Source organism: Mobiluncus mulieris, from assembly GCF_014204735.1.
GTDB lineage: Bacteria > Actinomycetota > Actinomycetes > Actinomycetales > Actinomycetaceae > Mobiluncus > Mobiluncus mulieris.
This window is the reverse complement of record NZ_JACHMA010000001.1, coordinates 1,435,005-1,453,920: the sequence shown is the minus strand read 5'-3', so window position 1 is coordinate 1,453,920 and position 18,916 is coordinate 1,435,005. Positions and strand designations below refer to the sequence as shown.

At 56.0% G+C, this 18,916-nt stretch carries 16 protein-coding genes; 14 read left to right on the top strand and 2 right to left on the bottom strand.

Annotated features, from left to right (window positions below; translation table 11 throughout):
- The first annotated feature begins 275 nt into the window (after window positions 1-275).
- Complete coding sequence (locus tag F4555_RS06545; protein WP_115325936.1) at window positions 276-2,024, top strand: SLC13 family permease; 1,749 nt, start codon at window positions 276-278, stop codon at window positions 2,022-2,024.
- Window positions 2,025-2,118: 94 nt separating this feature from the next.
- Here the strand turns inward: F4555_RS06545 and F4555_RS06540 are convergent, their stop codons facing one another.
- On the bottom strand, window positions 2,119-3,780 hold the full coding sequence (locus F4555_RS06540) for a methyl-accepting chemotaxis protein (RefSeq protein WP_115325937.1): 1,662 nt from the start codon (window positions 3,778-3,780) through the stop codon (window positions 2,119-2,121).
- A 285-nt stretch (window positions 3,781-4,065) separates the two neighbouring features.
- Between F4555_RS06540 and F4555_RS06535 the strand changes: the two genes are divergently transcribed.
- Window positions 4,066-5,505, top strand: a complete 1,440-nt coding sequence (locus tag F4555_RS06535; protein WP_115325938.1) for a M16 family metallopeptidase — start codon at window positions 4,066-4,068, stop codon at window positions 5,503-5,505.
- Between the two features lie 70 nt (window positions 5,506-5,575).
- On the opposite strand, the gene F4555_RS06530 is transcribed toward F4555_RS06535, so the two are convergent.
- Complete coding sequence (locus F4555_RS06530) at window positions 5,576-6,139, bottom strand: hypothetical protein (protein ID WP_249262486.1); 564 nt, start codon at window positions 6,137-6,139, stop codon at window positions 5,576-5,578.
- A 107-nt stretch (window positions 6,140-6,246) separates the two neighbouring features.
- Here F4555_RS06530 and dapA point away from each other — a divergent pair, with 107 nt between their 5' ends.
- From dapA to F4555_RS06470, 12 genes are all read left to right on the top strand, one after another.
- Window positions 6,247-7,137 (top strand): 4-hydroxy-tetrahydrodipicolinate synthase, encoded by an 891-nt coding sequence (gene dapA / locus F4555_RS06525; RefSeq protein WP_004011911.1) that lies wholly within the window; start codon window positions 6,247-6,249, stop codon window positions 7,135-7,137.
- A 103-nt stretch (window positions 7,138-7,240) separates the two neighbouring features.
- Window positions 7,241-7,993: a 4-hydroxy-tetrahydrodipicolinate reductase gene (gene dapB / locus F4555_RS06520; RefSeq protein WP_004011912.1), complete on the top strand. Its 753-nt coding sequence runs from the start codon at window positions 7,241-7,243 to the stop codon at window positions 7,991-7,993.
- Between the two features lie 9 nt (window positions 7,994-8,002).
- The gene (locus F4555_RS06515; RefSeq protein ID WP_004014305.1) at window positions 8,003-9,697 is read left to right on the top strand and encodes a ribonuclease J; all 1,695 of its coding nucleotides are present in this window, start codon (window positions 8,003-8,005) and stop codon (window positions 9,695-9,697) included.
- 44 nt (window positions 9,698-9,741) lie between these two features.
- Window positions 9,742-10,671: a PfkB family carbohydrate kinase gene (locus F4555_RS06510; protein ID WP_244854293.1), complete on the top strand. Its 930-nt coding sequence runs from the start codon at window positions 9,742-9,744 to the stop codon at window positions 10,669-10,671.
- Between the two features lie 72 nt (window positions 10,672-10,743).
- Window positions 10,744-13,737 carry an FtsK/SpoIIIE family DNA translocase gene (locus tag F4555_RS06505; protein ID WP_115325939.1) on the top strand — a complete coding sequence of 998 codons (2,994 nt, stop codon included), beginning with the start codon at window positions 10,744-10,746 and terminating at the stop codon, window positions 13,735-13,737.
- On the top strand, window positions 13,730-14,455 hold the full coding sequence (locus F4555_RS06500) for a CDP-alcohol phosphatidyltransferase family protein (RefSeq protein ID WP_115325940.1): 726 nt from the start codon (window positions 13,730-13,732) through the stop codon (window positions 14,453-14,455). Before F4555_RS06505 ends, F4555_RS06500 begins: the two co-directional genes overlap by 8 nt.
- 27 nt (window positions 14,456-14,482) lie before the next feature.
- Window positions 14,483-14,827 (top strand): helix-turn-helix domain-containing protein, encoded by a 345-nt coding sequence (locus F4555_RS06495; protein WP_004011917.1) that lies wholly within the window; start codon window positions 14,483-14,485, stop codon window positions 14,825-14,827.
- 71 nt (window positions 14,828-14,898) lie between these two features.
- Window positions 14,899-15,165, top strand: coding sequence for a DUF3046 domain-containing protein (locus F4555_RS06490; protein WP_231282697.1), 267 nt, complete (start codon window positions 14,899-14,901; stop codon window positions 15,163-15,165).
- A 30-nt stretch (window positions 15,166-15,195) separates the two neighbouring features.
- Complete coding sequence (locus tag F4555_RS06485; RefSeq protein ID WP_004011919.1) at window positions 15,196-17,097, top strand: proline--tRNA ligase; 1,902 nt, start codon at window positions 15,196-15,198, stop codon at window positions 17,095-17,097.
- Between the two features lie 9 nt (window positions 17,098-17,106).
- Complete coding sequence (gene def / locus F4555_RS06480; protein ID WP_004011920.1) at window positions 17,107-17,601, top strand: peptide deformylase; 495 nt, start codon at window positions 17,107-17,109, stop codon at window positions 17,599-17,601.
- A 177-nt stretch (window positions 17,602-17,778) separates the two neighbouring features.
- Window positions 17,779-18,276 (top strand): DUF3145 domain-containing protein, encoded by a 498-nt coding sequence (locus tag F4555_RS06475; protein ID WP_004011921.1) that lies wholly within the window; start codon window positions 17,779-17,781, stop codon window positions 18,274-18,276.
- Window positions 18,277-18,354: 78 nt separating this feature from the next.
- The gene (locus F4555_RS06470) at window positions 18,355-18,801 is read left to right on the top strand and encodes a DUF3052 domain-containing protein (RefSeq protein WP_004011923.1); all 447 of its coding nucleotides are present in this window, start codon (window positions 18,355-18,357) and stop codon (window positions 18,799-18,801) included.
- The last annotated feature ends 115 nt before the right edge of the window (window positions 18,802-18,916 follow it).

Genomic DNA, 18,916 nt, shown 5'->3' with positions numbered 1-18,916 from the left:
GTTTTGTTTTTGCTTATTTTTGTGATTCCCTGGTGGGTTCGGTTTCCCTGGGTGTTTTCTTTTGAATCTGAGGCGTTGAAGTGATTCCCTGGTGGTTCGGCTTCCTCCCGGCTTCATGGCTCGGTGCCAAAAATGGATACAAAATTACGTTCCTGACCTGCGGTTTAAAAATATTTGGGACTTTAGCCCCTGGAAATTGAAAAAAATCTTACCACTTGGTATATAGTTAGTTTCCATCCCCTCCAACTACTTTCGACTCGGAAGGATATTCAAAGATGAGTGTAAAAGAAATTCCCCCTGTAAAACTAGATGAAAGTGCCGAGGACAAGCGACCCAAATCAGAACGGCGCGTGGCCGTAACCCGTGCGATTGGCCTGATAGGAGGCATCCTCGGCGCGATACTGATTTTCTGGCTGATGCCCGGCGACACTGCCACCGTAGCCGAAGAAGCTTGGAAAGCGGCTCAAGGTGGCGAACCCGACCCGGCGAAACTGGCCAAAATGAACTTCGTGGCCGCGCCCCTAGTCGCGGCGGTGGCTGTTTTGATGGGTGCCTGGTGGATGACCGAGGCTATCTCGCTAGCCGCCACCGCCTTGATTCCCCTCGTGGCCTTCCCACTGTTCAGTGCCATCCTCTATGGTGAAAAGGGCACCATGGCATTCAAAGAGGTCGCCCCACCCTTTGCAGCGGATACTATTTTTCTGTTCATGGGGGGCTTCATCATTGCCATGGGGATGCAACGCTGGAACCTGCACAAGCGCATTGCGCTAGGAGTGGTGTTGGTGGTTGGCACCAAACCCAAACAGCTGATTCTCGGTTTCATGATTGCTACCGGCTTTATCTCCATGTGGGTATCCAACACTGCCACTGCGGTGATGATGCTGCCCATCGGTTTGTCAGTGATTCAGCTCTTCGCCAGCCTGACCAAGGAAAAAGTCTCTACTTCCCACTATGACATTGAAAAAGGTTATGCTGACGCGATTCGTGGTGGTGTTCTGGGCGCTGCTATTAACAAGGACGAAGACCTGATCACCAAGAAGGCCGAGGAAGAAGGCATCCAACGCTCTAACTTCGCTATCGCCCTCATGCTGGGGATTGCCTACGCCGCTTCGATTGGTTCCCTGGGCACCATTATCGGCACCCCGCCAAACTCCCTGATGGTGGGTTATCTCAAAGAACAAGGTATTTCTGTCGGTTTTGGCGAGTGGATGCTAGTGGGAGTGCCCCTGGCGGTTATCTACCTGGTTTTAGCCTGGGTGATATTGACCTTTGTCGTGTTCAAACCGGAAATGGACGATATCCCGGGGGGACGCGAGCTAATCAAAAAAGAAATGCAGAGCCTGGGTAAACTGCGTGGTGGTGAACTTGGAATCCTGATTATGTTCCTGCTGGCTGCTCTGTCCTGGATTGTGGTTCCCATCTTACTTAAGAATCTGGGGATTGACATTAACGGGATTGACGCGGTTATTGCTATGAGCGTGTCGCTGCTGATGTTTATTCTTCCCGCTGGGGGGCGCACCCGCCAACGCCTGATTACTTGGAATGAAGCCAAGAACCTGCCGTGGGATGTACTGTTACTCTTTGGTGGGGGTCTGGCCTTGTCCCGCCAATTCTCGAATACGGGAATGTCGAACTGGATTGGGATCCAGGTGCAAAACCTTAAAAACCTGCCGATTTTGCTGATTGTCATCATCATTACCGTGATGATTCTTGCCTTGACCGAGCTAACTTCCAACACGGCCACGGCGGCCGCGTTCCTGCCGATTCTAGGTGGGGTTGCTATGGGGATGGGGATGGAAGGTCACAATATTATGGTGCTGATTATTCCGGCTGCACTAGCCGCCACCTGTGCTTTTATGCTTCCTGTTGCTACGCCGCCCAATGCCATTGCCTATGGTACCGGATATGTGCGTATTGGCGAGATGATTAAGGGTGGCCTCTTGATTGGGGCGCTGGGCTTGGTGCTGATTGTAATCACGGTCTTTGCCTTGGCAGTGCCCATATTCGGGTTGCAACTGCCCTAAAGTTGCTGTGTTCTTCTAACGGTTTGCCCCCCGGAATTTTCCGGGGGGCAAACGTTGTGGGGTAGTAATCTGAAAGACTAGAGACTCGCAGTGCTCACAGTTTAAAGGCTTCAGCTTGTTTTTTGAGCGAGCCGGAAGCGGCACGGAGCTGGACGAACTGTTCGTTCATTCCGTCTACGGCGGTGCGGCTGTCTTTGGCGGTTTGCGCCAGGGAAGCAATCGAGCCGGAGATTTGGGACATGCCATCAGCGGCTTCCGAAACGGAGCGTGACATTTCATTGGTGGTTGCGGTTTGTTCCTCTACCGCCGCCGCGATAGTGGTTTGGTAGTCGTTGATAGAGGAAATAATGTTGGTGATTTCACCTATCGCGGTGACGGCTTCTTCGATATCGGCTTGAATCTGGGTGATTTTATCGCCGATTTCACTAGTGGCGTTTCCGGTATCCGAGGCTAAGTCTTTGACTTCCCCGGCTACAACCGCGAAGCCTTTACCGGCGTCCCCGGCGCGGGCCGCTTCAATTGTGGCATTCAAAGCCAACAGGTTAGTCTGTTCCGCAATCGAGGTGATGGTCTTGATGACTTCGCCGATTTCCTTGCTGGAGTTACCGAGTTTGGCGATGGTGGTGCTGGTTTGTTCTGCTAGTTTGCTGGCTTCTTGGGCTACTTTGGCGGCTTCGTTAGCGTTGGAGGAAATCTCGCGGATAGAGGCTCCCATTTCTTCGGCTCCGGCCGCCACAGTTTGTACTGAGGTGGCGACTTCTTCGGCAGCGGCGGCCACCGTGCTGGAAGCAGAATCCACTTCCTCCGCCCCAGCTGCGGCTTGTTCGCCCGCCTTATTAAGAAGCTCGGTGGAAGCGTTAATCTGTTCCGAACTGGATACGGTGGACAAAATCATGGAATGCAAGGTCTCGTTGGCTTCGTTCAAAGCCACCGCAGTCTTACCGAGTTCGTCGGTAGACAAAGGCTGAAGATGTTGAGAAAGGTCTCCATCACGCAAGGCGCCCACGCCCTTAATAATCAAGGTAATGGACTTTTGAATATGCTTGATAGCCACCAACGCTACTAATGAAAGAATCACCACCGCAGCCAGGAAAGCCAGCCAGGAGACAACCATCACGGTGGTAGACAGGCTAACACTCTCGTCGCGTACTTCCTGCAACAGTTTTTCGTCCATTATTTCGAAATCAACCAGAGCTTTTTTGGTGTTCTCGTACTTTTCCCAAACGTCTTTAGCCAGCAATTCGTTCATTTTAGCTGTGGCTTCCGGGGAAGAATCATGTGATAACTCGAGCATAGTCTGATGTGTAGGTTTATAGTCCGCCCACGCCTGAGCTACCGCCTGAGCATGTTGTTTCCCGGCTGGGGTTCTGACAGAACTGATGATCTTGTCAATCTCATTTTGCGTATCGTCCACCAGCTTTTTCCAATCCGCATCGTCGTCGTCAGATTCCTTTTGGATAGCAGCAGCTTCTGCCGGGGTTTTGGCATTATCTCGCATCAAAGAATATCTCGCAGCTGTTTCCTGGTATCCCTCTAAAAGAGCCACATTAGCTATCACGTCGGTTAAACGTTCATAAATCTTGGTATGTTTCCCGGAATCAATCTGGTTGCGCTGAATGGATTGTAATCCCAGGAAGGAAACCAGATTAATCACCAGCATCAGCACCAGGCTGATTGCGGCCATCAAAATCATACGAACTTTGATGCTGATGCTTTTCTTTTGTTTTGTTGCGGTTGATGCGGCTTCGTTGTCCATAAATTTATCTCCTTGGTAGACTACCTACAAAACAAGAATACCTCTGCCTCAACGTAATATTGGGCAGGTTAAACGCTAAATTTTTATAGCAACTCGTCCAAAAGGCCCAAGTTATTATGAGCTCTAACTCGAAATAAGGATAGCCTTTCCATTTATGCATTGCCGCGAGGTACCGACAGCAGAAATCATAAAAATCCTTGGCTGTGTCGTCGCCATGTTTACACAACCAAGGCGACCGGTGGAAAAGCTGCCGATACCCCGGCCAAACCATTAGAATCAAATGTTATGACGAGTTACACCCCAGACACCTCAAACACCCCAGACACTGCGGCTTCTCGCAATGCCCAGACTTCGGCCGCGCCGATGCGCGACCCTCACCCGCAAGGCTTGGATGGCGAGACCTTGCCCGCCGTGGCCGCCGGGGAACCCGGTAGCGAACTGAGCCTTAAAAATGGCGCCATTCGCCGCTCCATCCTGCCGGGGGGGATTCGCGTCATCACCGAGAAAATGCCGGGGGTCTACAGCGCTACTTTGGGGCTGTGGGTGCCGCGTGGTTCCCGCGACGAGACCCCTTCCGCTATGGGGGCAACCCACTTTCTGGAACACCTTCTCTTTAAGGGCACCCCCAGTCGTTGTGCCAAAGAAATCGCCCAGGTTTTCGACCAAATCGGGGGTCACGCCAATGCCTCTACCGGCAAGGAAACCACACATTACTATGCCACGGTTATTGGCGAGGAACTGCCCTTGGCTTTGGATTGCATGTTGGATATGTTCCGCTGTGCTTCCCTGGACGAAAAGGCTTTCGAACTGGAACGCGGGGTTATCCTGGAAGAACTCGCGATGGATTTGGACGATGGGGCGGAACGTGCTCATGATGCTCTTGCCGCCCAGCTGTTCGCTAACCATCCCCTGGGACGCCCGGTGGGTGGCACCATTGAAACCGTGCGTGCCGCTACTTTGGACGAGGTCAAGGCGCATTACGTGGCCGGATACACTCCCGACCAGTTGGTAGTGTCGGTGGCGGGGGATGTCAATCACGACCAAGTTTGTGAGCAAATCCTCAAATCCATGCAAAATCCCGGTAATTCTCAGTGGGAACACTTTGATGAAACCACTGCTGCCAGGAATCTTAGCCAGCAAATCTCGGCACCTATATCCGGGAAAACTCTGATGAAACCGGGTAAATACACCGAGGAAGGTAACTTTGAACAGGCCTATCTTGTGTTGGGCGGTCCGGGGATTCCGTGCGGGGATTACCGCGAACTCACCCTGCAAGTCATGCGCGCCATCCTCGGGGCGGGGATGAGTTCGCGCCTGTTCCAGCACATCCGCGAGGATCGCGGCCTGGCCTACAACACCTATGCGTTCAACGCCGCGTATCGAGAGACGGGCATATTTGGGCTGGCGGCCTCATGCAACCCCCAAAACGCCGCCGAGGTGATGCGCTTGATGCGCGAGGAATTGGAACTTATTGGCAGTGAACCGGTGACGGAAGAAGAACTGCGCCGCGCCAAGGGTCAGTTGCGGGGGTCGACTTTGCTGGTGATGGAACGCACTTCGGCGCGAGCCGATCACCTGGCACACGCCGAGATAAAGTATGGGAAATTCATTCCCGTAGAACAACGTATGGAGCTTGCCCAGCGGGTCACCGCTGCCGATATTCTTGATTTAGCCCGCGAATTGGCCGAAAACGCGCAAGTGGAAGTTTCGGTTCGCCCCGCATAACTTCACGTGAAATCACGTGGCTGCATGAGGTGCCATCCGCAAAACCGGCAAACTCCCAAGTCGACACCGATTAGAGCAGAATTCCCCACAAATGAGCTTCCAGCTGTTTGTGGTGGGGGCTGTTATCTACGACCGAATCACCATCGGTGGTTTGCAGCTTTTGGGATAAGCCCTGGGGGGTAAAGCCGGCATCCGACAGGAAACGGGTGCGGAAATCATCACCAACCAGCAGCCAAATCCCCAGAGCCCGCAACCCATTGTCGCGTCCATATTCCATTGCCTTGTCCAGCAACGACATGGCCACCTCCAGGTTGTCGTCGCGAGCCAGGAACTCCAAGGTCAGTTCGCCGACGGTTTGATCTAAACCCGGTAAAACCGCCGCCATTCCGGTGGGTTCATCCCCCGTGAAAGCCAACCATACCGGCAGTTTTGCGGACAGGGCTCGACGCCAGGAACTTTCCATGGATACCGTGTCGATTACCCCCACGGCAGGATGTCCTAAACCGAGGATTTTACCCAAGGTGGATCGTAAAACGTCAGCCTGAAGATTCGCCAAAATCATAGCATCGGCCAAATCCGCTTTAAGTATCTCGAAGTCCTCCATAATCTTTATATTAGTCGGATTCAGCGGCACAAACCACAACAATAGTCCTATCAGGTTCCCAGGTCTGGCGGTATTCTGGTTAGGTTGAAGGCCTGGCGTTGATTTCGATTTCCGCTATTCTCGCCTAAGCTAGGCATATGACATGTACTTTTGGCCGATTTTCAGTGGCGATAGTCACCCCGTTTCATCCCGATAACACCGTTGACTATGATTCCGTTCAGCGGCTGGCGAAACACCTGGTGGCCAACGGCTGTGACGCGATTTTAGTGTCTGGCACCACTGGGGAAGCCCCCGCAACCCACCGGGAGGAAAAGCGTGACCTGCTTTTGGCGGTGCGCGAGGCTGTGGGCTCGGATATCAAGATTATGGCCGGGGTCAGTTCTAATGACACCGCCCATACCCTGGCGATGGCTCGTGTCGCCCAAGATGCCAAGGCGGATTCCCTGCTGGTGTGCGCCCCGTACTACAATCGTCCCTCCCAAGAGGGGATTTACCAGCATTTCCGTGCGGTTCACGCGGAATCCGATTTGCCGATTATGGTCTATGACATTCCGGGACGTACCGGGGTCGCTATCGAAGATGCTACTTTGGATCGCTTGGCTACTCTAGAGCGGGTCAAGGGCGTAAAAGACGCGACGGCCAATGTGGCGGGGGGTATCGCGCGGATGCGTCGTACCGGACTGGAGTGGTACAGCGGCGACGATGCCTTGAACCTGTTTTTCCTAGCGGGGGGAGCCACGGGGGTGCTCTCCGTGGTGGGACACATCGAGGGGCGGCGCATCACGCGTTTGCTAGATGCGGTGGCGGCGGGAAACCTGGAACTGGCGCGCGAAATCGACGCGCAGTTAGCGCCCGCTAATCGGGTAATTATGGGTGGGGGTCAAGGGGCAACGTACATTAAGCAAGCCGTGTTTGCCCTGGGTCTGATTGACGACCCGCGCCCGCGACTGCCGCTGGCCGCCCCCGGGGATTCTGAAATCGCCGCTATCAGGGATTTGTTGCGCACCCAGGGGTTGGTTTCCGCGTGATTCAGGTGGACGCAGTCGCCGTTACGTCGGGTTCACGAGGTGCCACTCATGAACCCGAGCTAACCCCACGAAAACGCACTAACCGAAAGGATAACGTTCAACTATGAAAATCGCGGTAATCGGAGCGAAAGGCCGGATGGGTCAGGCAGTCTCGACCGCCATTGATGCGGCCGAAGATATGGAGCTGGTGGCGGGTCTGGACGCGGGGGATGACCTGGAAGCAGTCCTGGGCGCTACGGGCGCGACCCACGCCGTGGACTTCACCAATCCCGGTGCGACCTTGAACAATGTCATTACGTCCTTACGGGCGGGGGTACATGTGGTGGTGGGCACCTCGGGTTGGACCGAGGAAGGCTACCGTCAGGTGCGTGAAACCGCCGTCGCCACCGGGAAAAACGCGGTAATTGCCCCAAACTTCGCGATTTCGGCAGTGTTGGCGATGAAATTCGCGGCACTGGCCGCACCCTACTTTGAATCCGTCGAGGTTATCGAAATGCACCACCCCGACAAGGTTGATGCGCCCAGCGGTACCGCCACCGCCACCGCCAAGGGGATTGCGGCGGCGCGCGCGGCAGCCGGCATCCCGATGGTTCCTGACAACACGCAGTTCGATGAACTGGGCACACGGGGGGGAAAAATTGCGGGTGTTCCGGTACACGCGGTGCGGCTGCGCGGACTCTATGCTCACCAAGAGGCTCTGTTGGGTAATCCTGGCGAACAGCTGGTGGTGCGCACGGATTGCTTTGACCGGGCGGCGTTTATGCCCGGGGTTTTACTGGCGTTACGCCAGGTCGACGCGCATCCCGGTTTGACTATCGGTTTGGAAAGTCTGCTGGGACTGGAGTCAAACCAGTAAGATGGGGTTGTGACTAAAGATTTCTTTGAACTGCCCGAACCTCGTCCCGCTAGACCTGATGTGTTGCGGCTGGTACCGCTGGGGGGACTGGGGGAAGTCGGACGCAATATGATGGTTTTGGAAACCGAGGGCAAAATCCTGATTATCGACTGCGGGGTGTTGTTCCCCGAGGAAATCCAGCCCGGGGTGGACTTGATTCTGCCGGATTTCTCTTATATCAAAGGCCGTATAAATCAGGTGGTTGGGATGGTGTTGACCCACGGCCACGAAGACCACATTGGGGCAGTACCGTATTTGTTGAAGCATCGCAGTGATATCCCGGTTTATGGTTCGGGGCTGACTTTAGCTTTGGTGGAACCAAAACTGCAAGAACACCGGCTGCCGGTGACGAATCTGCGGGTGAAAACCGAGGGACAACGTTTGGATTTGGGTCCTTTCCACTTGGAATTCTGTGCGGTAAACCACTCGATTCCCGATGCCTTGGCGGTGATGGTACGCACCAAAGCCGGGTCAGCGCTGGTCACGGGGGATTTCAAAATGGATCAGCTGCCTTTGGATGGGCGCATCACCGATTTGCGGGCTTTTGCGCGTTGGGGCGAGGAAGGCGTGGATTTGTTCTGCGCTGATTCCACCAATGCGGAAGTTCCGGGGTTTATCCCCTCTGAGCGCGAGATTGGTCCGGTATTGGACGACGTGTTTTACCGCGCTACCGGACAGATTGTGGTGGCTTCTTTTGCTTCACATGTCCACCGGGTGCAACAGGTACTCAATGCGGCCGCAGCTTCGAACCGGCGGGTGGCTTTGGTGGGGCGCTCGATGGTGCGCAATATGGAAATCGCGGCCGATAAGGGATTCCTGCAGGTTCCCGGCGAGGTTCTGATAGATCTTAACGATGTTAATTCCCTGCCGCCGGAACGCCGTGTGTACATGGCCACTGGCTCGCAGGGCGAACCGATGGCGGCTTTGTCGCGGATAGCCAATCAGGAACACCGTTCGATTTCTATCGGCGAAGGTGACACGGTGGTTTTGGCTTCCAGCCTGATTCCTGGCAATGAAATGTCGGTGGGGCGGGTGATTAATCGCCTGATGCGTCTGGGGGCGCGGGTAATCCACAAGGGTAATTCCAAGGTTCACGTTTCCGGTCATGCCGCTGCCGGGGAGCTGCTCTATGCCTATAACATTGTCAAGCCTAAGAATGTGATGCCGATTCACGGGGAAATCCGTCACTTGGTAGCTAATGGGGGCTTGGCTGTGAAAACCGGGGTGAAATCCCAAAACGTGATGCTGGCCGAAGATGGGGTGTGTGTAGAGGTCAAAAAAGGGCGAGCCGAGATTGTTGGCCAGGTGCCGTGCGACTACGTCTATGTCGATGGGACTTCCATCGGGGAGCTGGGCGAACAGGAACTCTATGACCGTCGGGTTTTAGCCGAGGAAGGTTTCGTGGCGGTTTACGTGGTGATGGAACTTACCACCGGTACTATTCTGGCTGGACCCACCGTGATTGCTCGGGGAGTGGCGGAAAACGCGGCGGTGTTCCGTGATATTGAACCCCAAATTGCTGATGCTCTGGTGGAAGCCGCCAGCGGGGGCAAATCCACGGTGCGTGACATGGAACGGGTGGCGCGTCGCACTTTGGGGCGTTGGGTGTCCAAGCGGTTGCGCCGCGCCCCGATGATTGTGCCCTTGGTGGTGGAAGCCGAATAATTCCGCGAAACCTGTCCAACTAACGAAATGAGAGTGTGAAAACCGTGCGTTTTATTTCAACCCAAACGATTTCCTTGGAACTGCCTCTCCAGGTTTCCCAGCTGCCGGAATCGGGATGCGAGGTGCAAGCCGCCGTGATGGAGGGCACCGTGGTGGCTGGCGGGTTTTTCCTGGCCGCCACGGTGGCACGCCAGTGCATCGCGGTGGCGGTGGCTTCCACGCTGGGAACCGGCCCGAATTCGGTGTTGGCGAGGCGTTCCCTAGGGCGCGAGGGGATTTCGGTGTTGCTGCCTGAAACCGTGGGAGATATCGGGATTCGTATTGTTACTATCGATGAAAAAGGCGTGCGTACCACGATTACTTCCCCGGGCGTGGAAGCGGAACCCAGCCCGCGCGACTTTACCGAGCTGACCTTGCGTCCCGATGATCGAGTCTTGATAAACCTCAATGATTTGGTGTTTCCCCAGTTGGCGCAGGGTTTGTACAGTCTGGTGGACAGCTTGCCAGATCAGGTACACCTGGTGGTGAACGCGGGGCCGCGGGTGGGGGCAGTGGATTTGGACGTGTTGGTGAAAGTGTTGCGCCGCGCGGATTTATTGACACTTAATCGACAGCAATCCGAAGCTATCGGCTCTCGGCTGGGGCGCAACCCGATTGTGGACACTTTGCGTCGATATCTGCAGCCGAATTCTTACCTGGTGTTACGCGATGGAGCCCAGGGGGCGATGATTCAAGAAAATGCGGATTCTTTGCCTTTGGTGGTGCCGGCTTTCCCCGGGGAAGTCAAGGACACCACGGGGATGGCCGATGCCCATACGGGGGTGTTGGTGGCTTCTTTGATGCACGGCAAATCCCTCGAGGAAGCTGCGATTCGTGCCAATGCGGCGGCCACTTTGGTGTTTAGCCAATATGGGCACTATAAAGTGCCTAAAGCCCAGCAAATCGACCACTTTTTGGCTTCCATAGACCTCTAATTTCTGGGAAACATCCCGGCGGCGGCGTGGCACCAAACCCGCCCTAAGGCGCAATACTAGAATTAAAACGCTATGAGTTTCCTTAAAACTTCCCGCCGTGCCACGAAGCGAGGCGCGTCCTCGGGGGGCTCGGCGGCCTCTCGCGCTACCAGTCGTACCCAAAATGCTACTCGTGAAACCCGAAGCGCCAAGACACCAGCTCCCCCCAATGCTCAACCCGCCTTGGATCCCCAGGTCAGGCGCGATATTTTCGCCTTGATTCTGGTGGCGCTGGCGATTTTGGTGGCTTTACGGGAGTGGTTCGATCTTTCGGGGACGGCCGGGGTAATTATCCACCAGACTTTCGCGGGAATGTTCGGGATTTTCGCGGTTATTCTGCCGTTTTTCCTGGTGGTGATTGCTCTGCGCCTGTTCCGTTTGGGGCGCGCCAATCCCGACCCAGAGGTGCAGCGCAACACCGGCAGTGTCGAAATCCGGATTCTGGTGGGTCTATGCATTATTTTGACGGCAGTTTCCGGCATGGTTCACGTGGCGCATGGCTCGCCCTGGCCGTCCACTAACTTTGCTGGAATCATGGGAGCCGGTGGGGTTATCGGCTGGTTTTTTGGCCACCCCCTGGGCGTGTTGTTTTCTCCCTGGGGTGCCCAGCCGCTGCTGGTTATCTTTGCGTTGATTGGGTTGCTGGTTACAGGGGGTATTCCCGCAGCAGTTTTGTTGGCTCGGTTACGTAATTTATTCGGGTTCACGAGGGGCCAGGAGCCCGAGGGAGAGGGCGAACCGGTCGATATCACGGGTGCGACCGAGGTCTTACCCGAGCACTCGCGCCTGCCGTGGCGTCGGTCGAAATCCCAGGTGCCGGACGGTAAGGATGCGACGACGGGACAGACTACCGTCTTGTCAGAATCCGGGGATGTAGCCGGTGTCACCCCGGCTTTGACTGGGGAAACAGCGGTTTTACCCTCTTCGAATAGTGTGCCTCCGGTGGATTCGCCCACTACGGTGATGGCACCTCATGAATCCGGGACGAAACCGAAACCACACCTACCCGCCGGCCCGACACCAGCCGCCACGACACCAGCTGTCCCAGCCGTCCCGGCCGTTCCGGCCAGCCCGGCGGCAGCGAAACCCGCAAGACCCACGAAACCCAGTGCCGCATCCCTCAGTAAGACCAATAAACCCGCCGGGGAAACCGGGGATGAGCCTCAAGAAGCCCCGGATAAAGACCGCTTTGAAGCCCCGGATACCAAAACCGGGCTGGGACACAATATCGAATACCATTTGCCGAGCCTAGACCTGCTGGCGGTGGGACCGGAACATATGCGCCGATCCCCAGCTAATGACCGAGTTATCGAAGCCTTAACCAATGTATTTTCACAGTTTAAGGTAAATGCCCAAGTCACGGACTTTTCAAGGGGGCCGACGGTTACTCGCTACGAAATCACCTTGGGCACCGGGGAAAAGGTTTCCAAAGTCGAGGGTCTGTCCAAGGACATCGCCTATGCGGTGGCCTCGCCGGAAGTGCGGATTCTGTCGCCAATTCCCGGTAAATCCGCTATCGGCATCGAAATTCCCAATGCGGATCGGGAAAACGTGTTCCTGGGCGATGTGCTGCGTTCCGACGCTGCCGCGCGACTGACGCATCCGCTGGTCACTGGCGTGGGCAAGGATGTCGAGGGCGACTATGTGCTAAGTAATATTGCGAAAACTCCGCATTTGCTGGTTGCGGGGGCGACTGGTTCGGGTAAGTCCTCGTTTATTAACTCGATGATTACCTCGATTATGATGCGCGCCACTCCCGCCCAGGTGCGGCTGATTCTAGTCGATCCGAAGCGCGTGGAGTTGACCGCGTACGCGGGGATTCCGCATTTGATTACCCCGATTATTACGTCTGCCAAGAAAGCGGCTGCCGCCCTGGAATGGTGTGTCCAAGAGATGGACATGCGCTACGACCAACTGTCTAACTATGGGTATCGTCACGTGGACGACTTCAACAAGGCCTTGCACGATGGCAAAATCCAGAAACTGCCCGAATCTCGGTTCGAACCGGAGTGGATGCCGTATTTGCTGGTGGTGGTTGACGAGTTGGCCGACCTGATGATGGTGGCTCCCCGCGATGTCGAGGCTTCTATTCAGCGTATTACCCAGTTGGGGCGTGCCGCCGGGATTCACCTGGTTTTGGCCACCCAGCGCCCTTCGGTGGATGTGGTGACCGGTATCATCAAGGCGAATGTGCCTTCGCGTTTGGCGTTTGCGACGTCTTCCAACCAGGATTCCCGCGTGATTTTGGACCAGTCCGGGGCGGAAAAACTGATTGGGATGGGCGATGCCTTGTTCCTGCCTTCGGGCGAGTCTAAGCCGCAGCGTGTCCAGGGGGCGTGGGTCAGTGAAGCGGAAATCTCTCGGGTGGTGGAACACGTGAAAGCCCAGATGGATCCGGTTTACCGCGAAGGTGTCACCGCCGAAGCCAAGTCCAGCGAGCCGAAGGTGGCCGAGGATATCGGCGATGACTTGGATTTGCTGTTGCAAGCCGCCGAGCTGGTGGTTTCCACCCAGTTTGGCTCGACATCCATGTTGCAACGCAAGCTGCGGGTCGGTTTCGCCAAGGCCGGACGGCTGATGGATTTGCTGGAATCACGCGAAATCGTGGGGCCTTCGGAGGGCTCCAAGGCGCGCGAGGTTTTGGTCAGTAACGAAGAACTGCCCGGCGTTTTGGCTTTGCTGCGCGGCGAGGTCTCGGAATTGCCACCCGATGATGGTGACGGTGACGGTGCGGTTGGCCAGGACAGTGTCGGGGATGGTGCCGCTGGTGATTCCGCTGGTTGCGTTGCTGTCGGTGAGGGTGATGGGATTCATGAGGCGCCATCCCAGGGAGTGGACGTAACGGAAATGGCACCTCGTGAAGACGACACGAAAAACCCCGCGTTAGCTGCGCCGACGCCCGGGCCGATTTTCAGCGACGCACCCGCGAGTCCCTCCGGGCACCAAGATTATCCCCAAACAGGGGGTTTTCGCGACGACGATCCTGACACCGAACCTATTCCCCTCCAGGGAGGTAACCATGAATGAACCTACGTCACCCGCAGTGGAAAATCCTGGTGCGATGAATGGCCAGACCGGCGTGTCGGGGCAGTCTGGCGTGGAAAACTCCGCCGAGCCGGGCAACCCCGCCGCCCAGCCCAAAGCTGGATTCTGGGGCGTACCCGTCGGTCAACCCGCCCCGAACTGGAACATTGCCAATCTGTTGACAGTTTTACGCTTGGTGATGATTCCTGTATTTATTTGGCTGATGTTCGTCTCGAACTCCCCGGCGCGCTGGGCAGCACTGGCGGTATTCGCCTTGGCTTCACTGACCGACAAACTGGATGGCAGTCTGGCACGAGGTCGCAACCTGGTCACCGATTTCGGGAAACTTGCCGACCCGATAGCCGACAAAGCCCTGGTTTTAGCGGCTTTCGTGCTGCTGGCTTTGCAACCGGGATTGTGGTGGATGTGGATTGTGACGGTGTTGGTCTTTGTGCGCGAGATAGGGATTACTTTGCTGCGCCTGGCGATGGTGAAAATTGCGGTGATGCCAGCCTCGCGGGGGGGGAAACTCAAAACCGTCACCCAGATTGTACTGATTTTGGTTCTTTTGGTGCCCTGGCCGGCGCTGGTACCGGGGGCGTGGCCGGCAATTCACGTGGCCAGCGTGGTGTTGGCAGTGCTGGTGGTGGGGATAACAGTGGGAACCGGGTTGGACTATGTGCGACAAGCAATCCGGCTAACACATCAGACTTCGCGTTAAATCCAAAAAAGCGTTATTCTTTAATTTATGAAATCCAGTTCTATAGCAGGCCATAAACCCTCTGACCCGCCCGTGTTGCGTCGCGAGCTCGGGGAGGTGCTGCGTGATTTGCGTCAAAGCCGCAGCATGACGTTGCGTGATGTTTCGGCCAGAGCCCGGGTTTCCCTGGGTTATCTCTCCGAGATAGAACGTGGTCAAAAAGAGGCTTCTTCGGAATTGCTAGCTGCTATCTGTTACGCCCTGGATGCTCCCGTCAGTTTCGTGTTGCGTGAGGTCGCCGACCGTATCGCTTTGCAAGAAGGGGTTTTCGTTGGGGAAGTGTCGCAAACCCTTCCGGTGGGTCTGTTGCGTAGTTTGACTCCCGCGATTTAATTTGCTGCTTTTTCACGAGGTGCCGCCCGGAATTTCCGGCGTATTTCGTGAATTCCGTTTAACCTATATCTATGTTTAGAGTTCCCGGACCGGCGTCTCGCGGCATGACGCGCTCGGTGTTCAACGCCGCCCTGGCCGAGGTTTTTCCCCACGGCTTCGGGGAAACCCTGGTTTCTGACCAGGTACTGGTTGAATTCGGGGTGACTCCCGCCGCCGCCTTGGAGGCCGGTGTGGATCCCCTGGAGGTCTGGCAGGCTCTGTTGCGCGCCACCGGGAAAGACACCGAGGAAAACCTCTGGTGGCACCGGCGGAACCTAAAACAAAATAGGCAGTTTTAAGCCAGGGGTAAAACGGGTTAGACTGGAGGAATGCTGCAAAGAATGTCCTCGTATTTCGCGCGTACCTTGCGTGAAGACCCGGTGGAAGCCGAGGTCGATTCCCATAAGCTCCTAGTTCGGGCGGGTTATATCCGTCGTGCTGCCCCTGGTATTTATACCTGGCTGCCGCTGGGGTTGCGAGTGTTGCGAAACATCGAAAATGTTGTTCGTGAAGAAATGGATCGCATCGGTGGTCAGGAGTTGCAGTTCCCGGTGTTGTTGCCTCGGGAGCCTTACGAGGCCACGAACCGCTGGGAAGAATTCGGTTCGAGCCTGTTTAAGCTCCAAGACCGTAAGGGTGGGGATTATTTGCTGGGGCCCACCCACGAAGAAATGTTCACGGTGATTGTAAAAGACCTGTTCAGTTCGTATAAAGACCTGCCGATACTGCTGTATCAAATCAAAGAGAAATACCGCGATGAGGCTCGGCCGCGTGCCGGGGTGATTCGGGGTCGCGAATTCGTGATGAAAGACCTCTATTCTTTTGATTTGACCGACGAGGGTCTGGCACACTCCTATGCTTTGAACCGGGGGGCGTATCGGCGTGTCTATACCCGCTTGGGACTCGAATTCGCTATCTGCCAGGCGCAAAGCGGGGCGATGGGTGGTTCGGCTTCCGAGGAATTCCTGTTCCCCTGTGATATTGGCGAAGACACTTTTGTGCGTTCCCCCGGTGGTTATGCCGCGAATGCGGAGGCTGTCACCACTGCGGTTCCCGAGGCGTTGCCTTTTGACGACGCGCCGGCACCGGAAGTATTGCCGACACCGGATTCCACGACTATCGAGTCCTTGGTGGCCAAGGCTAATGAGCTCTATCCCCGTAAGGATCGCCCGTGGCGGGCAGAGGACACTTTGAAGAATGTGGTGGTGGTCGCGGAAGAACCTGATGGTCACAGCGAGGTCATTGTGGTGGGCGTGCCGGGTAACCGCGAGGTTGATATGAAACGCCTGGAGGCCGCTCTGGCTCCCGCCGAGGTACGCATGGCGGAACCTGAAGACATGAAGGCTTTCCCCCAGTTGGTGCCGGGTTATATTGGTCCGCAGGTTATCGGGCCGAACTCGCCTTTGCGTTCGGTCGACCCGGACGGGGTCATGAGTGGCTCGCCGAAATATCTGCTAGATCCGCGGGTAGTGCCCGGTACTCGGTGGATAACCGGGGCTAACGAGGCTGGTAAGCACGTGTTCAATCTGGTGGCTGGTCGGGACTTCGAAGCCGACGGCACCGTGGAAGCCGCCGAGGTTTTGCCTGGCGATCCCGCCCCGGACGGGTCGGGGCCGCTGACCTTGGCGCGTGGCATCGAGATTGGACATATTTTTGCCTTGGGGCGTAAATACGCTAAAGCCTTAGGGCTGACTGTCTTGGACGAGAACGGCAAGGCTCAGGTAGTCACCATGGGTTCCTACGGTATCGGGGTATCCCGCCTGGTCGCGGCCATCGCCGAGAATACCCATGATGACAAAGGTTTGGTTTGGCCAGTTAACGTGGCTCCTTTCCAGGTGCATGTGTTGGCTACCGGCAAAGACCCACAGGTTTTCGCCGCCGCCGAAAAGCTTGCCCGCGAGTTAGAGGCGGCCGGAATCCCGGTGCTCTATGATGACCGGGCGAAGGCCTCGGCGGGAGTGAAGTTTAAAGATGCGGAGCTGATGGGGATGCCGTATTTGCTGGTAGTGGGTAAAGGTTTGGCCAATGGTACCGTGGAAATCCGTGACCGTCGCGCGGGGAATACGCTGGATTGCACGGTGGAAGCGGCTGTCGAAAAATTGTTGGGGTTCATTAGGTGCGAGCTGGAAAAAACCGCTTTGGAAAGAACCTCGACTGAGCTAATCGGGGAACCTGACCAGTTTGAGCTTGACCAGGAAAACGGCGGCGCAATTCAAACTAGCAACTCATGAAAGGAAATAATGGCTTTTAGAGAGATACGTGTTGTGGGCGACCCGGTGTTGCGCACGCCGTGTGAATGGATTAAAGACCCGCGCGACCCGGGGGTGAAACAGCTGGTCGAGGACTTGCTAGAGAATGTTGACCAAGAGGGGCGCGCCGGCCTGGCTGCGAACCAGATTGGGGTGAGCCTGCGGGCTTTTTCCTGGAATATTGACGGCGAGATTGGCTATGTGTTGAATCCGAAGCTGGTGGAAGTCAGTCAAGACGAATACCAGGATGGTGACGAGGGCTGCTTGAGTGTGCCGAACCTGTTCTATCCCACAGAGCGTGCCTGGTATGCCCGGGTGGAAGGAATTGACCTGGATGGGAAACCCGTGGTGGTAGAAGGCGAGGAGCTGATGGGACGCTGTTTACAACACGAGACGGATCACCTGGAAGGGATTTTGTATATCGATAAGCTGGAGCGCAAATATCGCAAGGCCGCCCTGCAGCAAGTAAGAAAGATGGATCTTTAGGGAATCGGGGAAAATCCCGGATAGCGCCTCATGAACTCGCCAAGACATCTGTGATGGCGTACAATGAAAATGAAGTTACCCTGTTGTGATTCAGTGTTCGGAGGGGAAGCCGTAACACTGGCTTGCGGCTGAGGCTCGCAAGGGCTCGGTTAAAGGTTTAAACAACAGGAGGTAACCATGAATCAACATACGCGCGGCGTCCTGTTTATCCACACGGCGCCTAGGGCGCTTTGTCCCCACATCGAGTGGGCAGCGGGGGCGGTGCTGAACCAGGAAGTCAAACTGGACTGGACGGTACAAGATGCCGAGCCGAGGCTGTTTCGCGCCGAATATTCTTGGGTCGGACCGGTCGGGACGGGAGCGAAACTGGCCAGCGGGCTGCGCGGTTGGGAAAACCTACGCTACGAAGTCACCGAGGAAGCCGCTCCTGGTTCTGACGGGGGTCGGTGGATGCACAGCCCGGAACTGGGGATTTTCTATGCGCAAACTGATTCCGTGGGGAACGTGGTAGTTCCAGAGGGGCGTATCTTGGCGGCTTTAGAACACGCTGAGGATCCGGCACAGCTGCGCCGCGACCTGGATCTGGCGCTGGGACGGGCGTGGGACGAAGAACTGGAACCCTACCGTTGGGCCGGGGTAGGGGCGCCGGTGCGATATCTGCACAAGGTGGGCTAGACCAGGAGCTTTATATTTTGGCGCGGCATAGGGGCGAAAATTTCGCTAAAACTCGTGACTTTCATATATCCTGGTGTTATGACAACAAATGATTCCGCCGCTAAGGCGCAATCTCAGCATAAAGACCTCAATGATGGCTTGGGTTTCCAACCGGGCGAAATCGTCCAAGAATTCTATTATGACGACGATGTTGACGAGACTTTGCGTGACAACATCGAAACTCTTCTCGGCACCCAACTGGTAGACGAAGACTATCGCGACGTGTCGGATGGCGCTATTATCTGGTGGCGCGCCGAAGACGGAGAAGTCGATGACCTCGCGGATTTACTGGTGGATGCGGCGGGGAATCTCGACAATGGTGGGTTGATTTGGGTGCTTGTGCCCAAAGCCGGAGCCAAGAACACCGTGGCTACCCAATTTGTCGAGGAAGCCGCGAAAACCGCTGGACTGCGTGTCCTGTCGTCCTCGCATGTCTCGGCGCAGTGGCTGGGGATACGCTTGCAGTCGCGCGGTTCCAACCGCTAGAGGATTTGGGGTTTACTCGCGGGTAAAGTTTCGCGAAAACGCCTCGGTGTCGTAAGATTGGAAAGTTGTTACAGACCTGTGGAAGAGCTGCGGGTTGAATCGATTTGTAAAACGG

Excerpts from the sequence above, each read along its gene's own strand:
- F4555_RS06545 (WP_115325936.1), top strand. The coding sequence starts at position 276 with ATGAGTGTAAAAGAAATTCCCCCTGTAAAACTAGATGAAAGTGCCGAG.
- F4555_RS06540 (WP_115325937.1), bottom strand. The coding sequence starts at position 3,780 with ATGGACAACGAAGCCGCATCAACCGCAACAAAACAAAAGAAAAGCATC.
- F4555_RS06535 (WP_115325938.1), top strand. The coding sequence starts at position 4,066 with ATGACGAGTTACACCCCAGACACCTCAAACACCCCAGACACTGCGGCT.
- dapA (WP_004011911.1), top strand. The coding sequence starts at position 6,247 with ATGACATGTACTTTTGGCCGATTTTCAGTGGCGATAGTCACCCCGTTT.
- dapB (WP_004011912.1), top strand. The coding sequence starts at position 7,241 with ATGAAAATCGCGGTAATCGGAGCGAAAGGCCGGATGGGTCAGGCAGTC.
- F4555_RS06505 (WP_115325939.1), top strand. The coding sequence starts at position 10,744 with ATGAGTTTCCTTAAAACTTCCCGCCGTGCCACGAAGCGAGGCGCGTCC.
- F4555_RS06500 (WP_115325940.1), top strand. The coding sequence starts at position 13,730 with ATGAATGAACCTACGTCACCCGCAGTGGAAAATCCTGGTGCGATGAAT.
- F4555_RS06495 (WP_004011917.1), top strand. The coding sequence starts at position 14,483 with ATGAAATCCAGTTCTATAGCAGGCCATAAACCCTCTGACCCGCCCGTG.
- F4555_RS06490 (WP_231282697.1), top strand. The coding sequence starts at position 14,899 with ATGTTTAGAGTTCCCGGACCGGCGTCTCGCGGCATGACGCGCTCGGTG.
- F4555_RS06485 (WP_004011919.1), top strand. The coding sequence starts at position 15,196 with ATGCTGCAAAGAATGTCCTCGTATTTCGCGCGTACCTTGCGTGAAGAC.
- def (WP_004011920.1), top strand. The coding sequence starts at position 17,107 with ATGGCTTTTAGAGAGATACGTGTTGTGGGCGACCCGGTGTTGCGCACG.
- F4555_RS06475 (WP_004011921.1), top strand. The coding sequence starts at position 17,779 with ATGAATCAACATACGCGCGGCGTCCTGTTTATCCACACGGCGCCTAGG.
- F4555_RS06470 (WP_004011923.1), top strand. The coding sequence starts at position 18,355 with ATGACAACAAATGATTCCGCCGCTAAGGCGCAATCTCAGCATAAAGAC.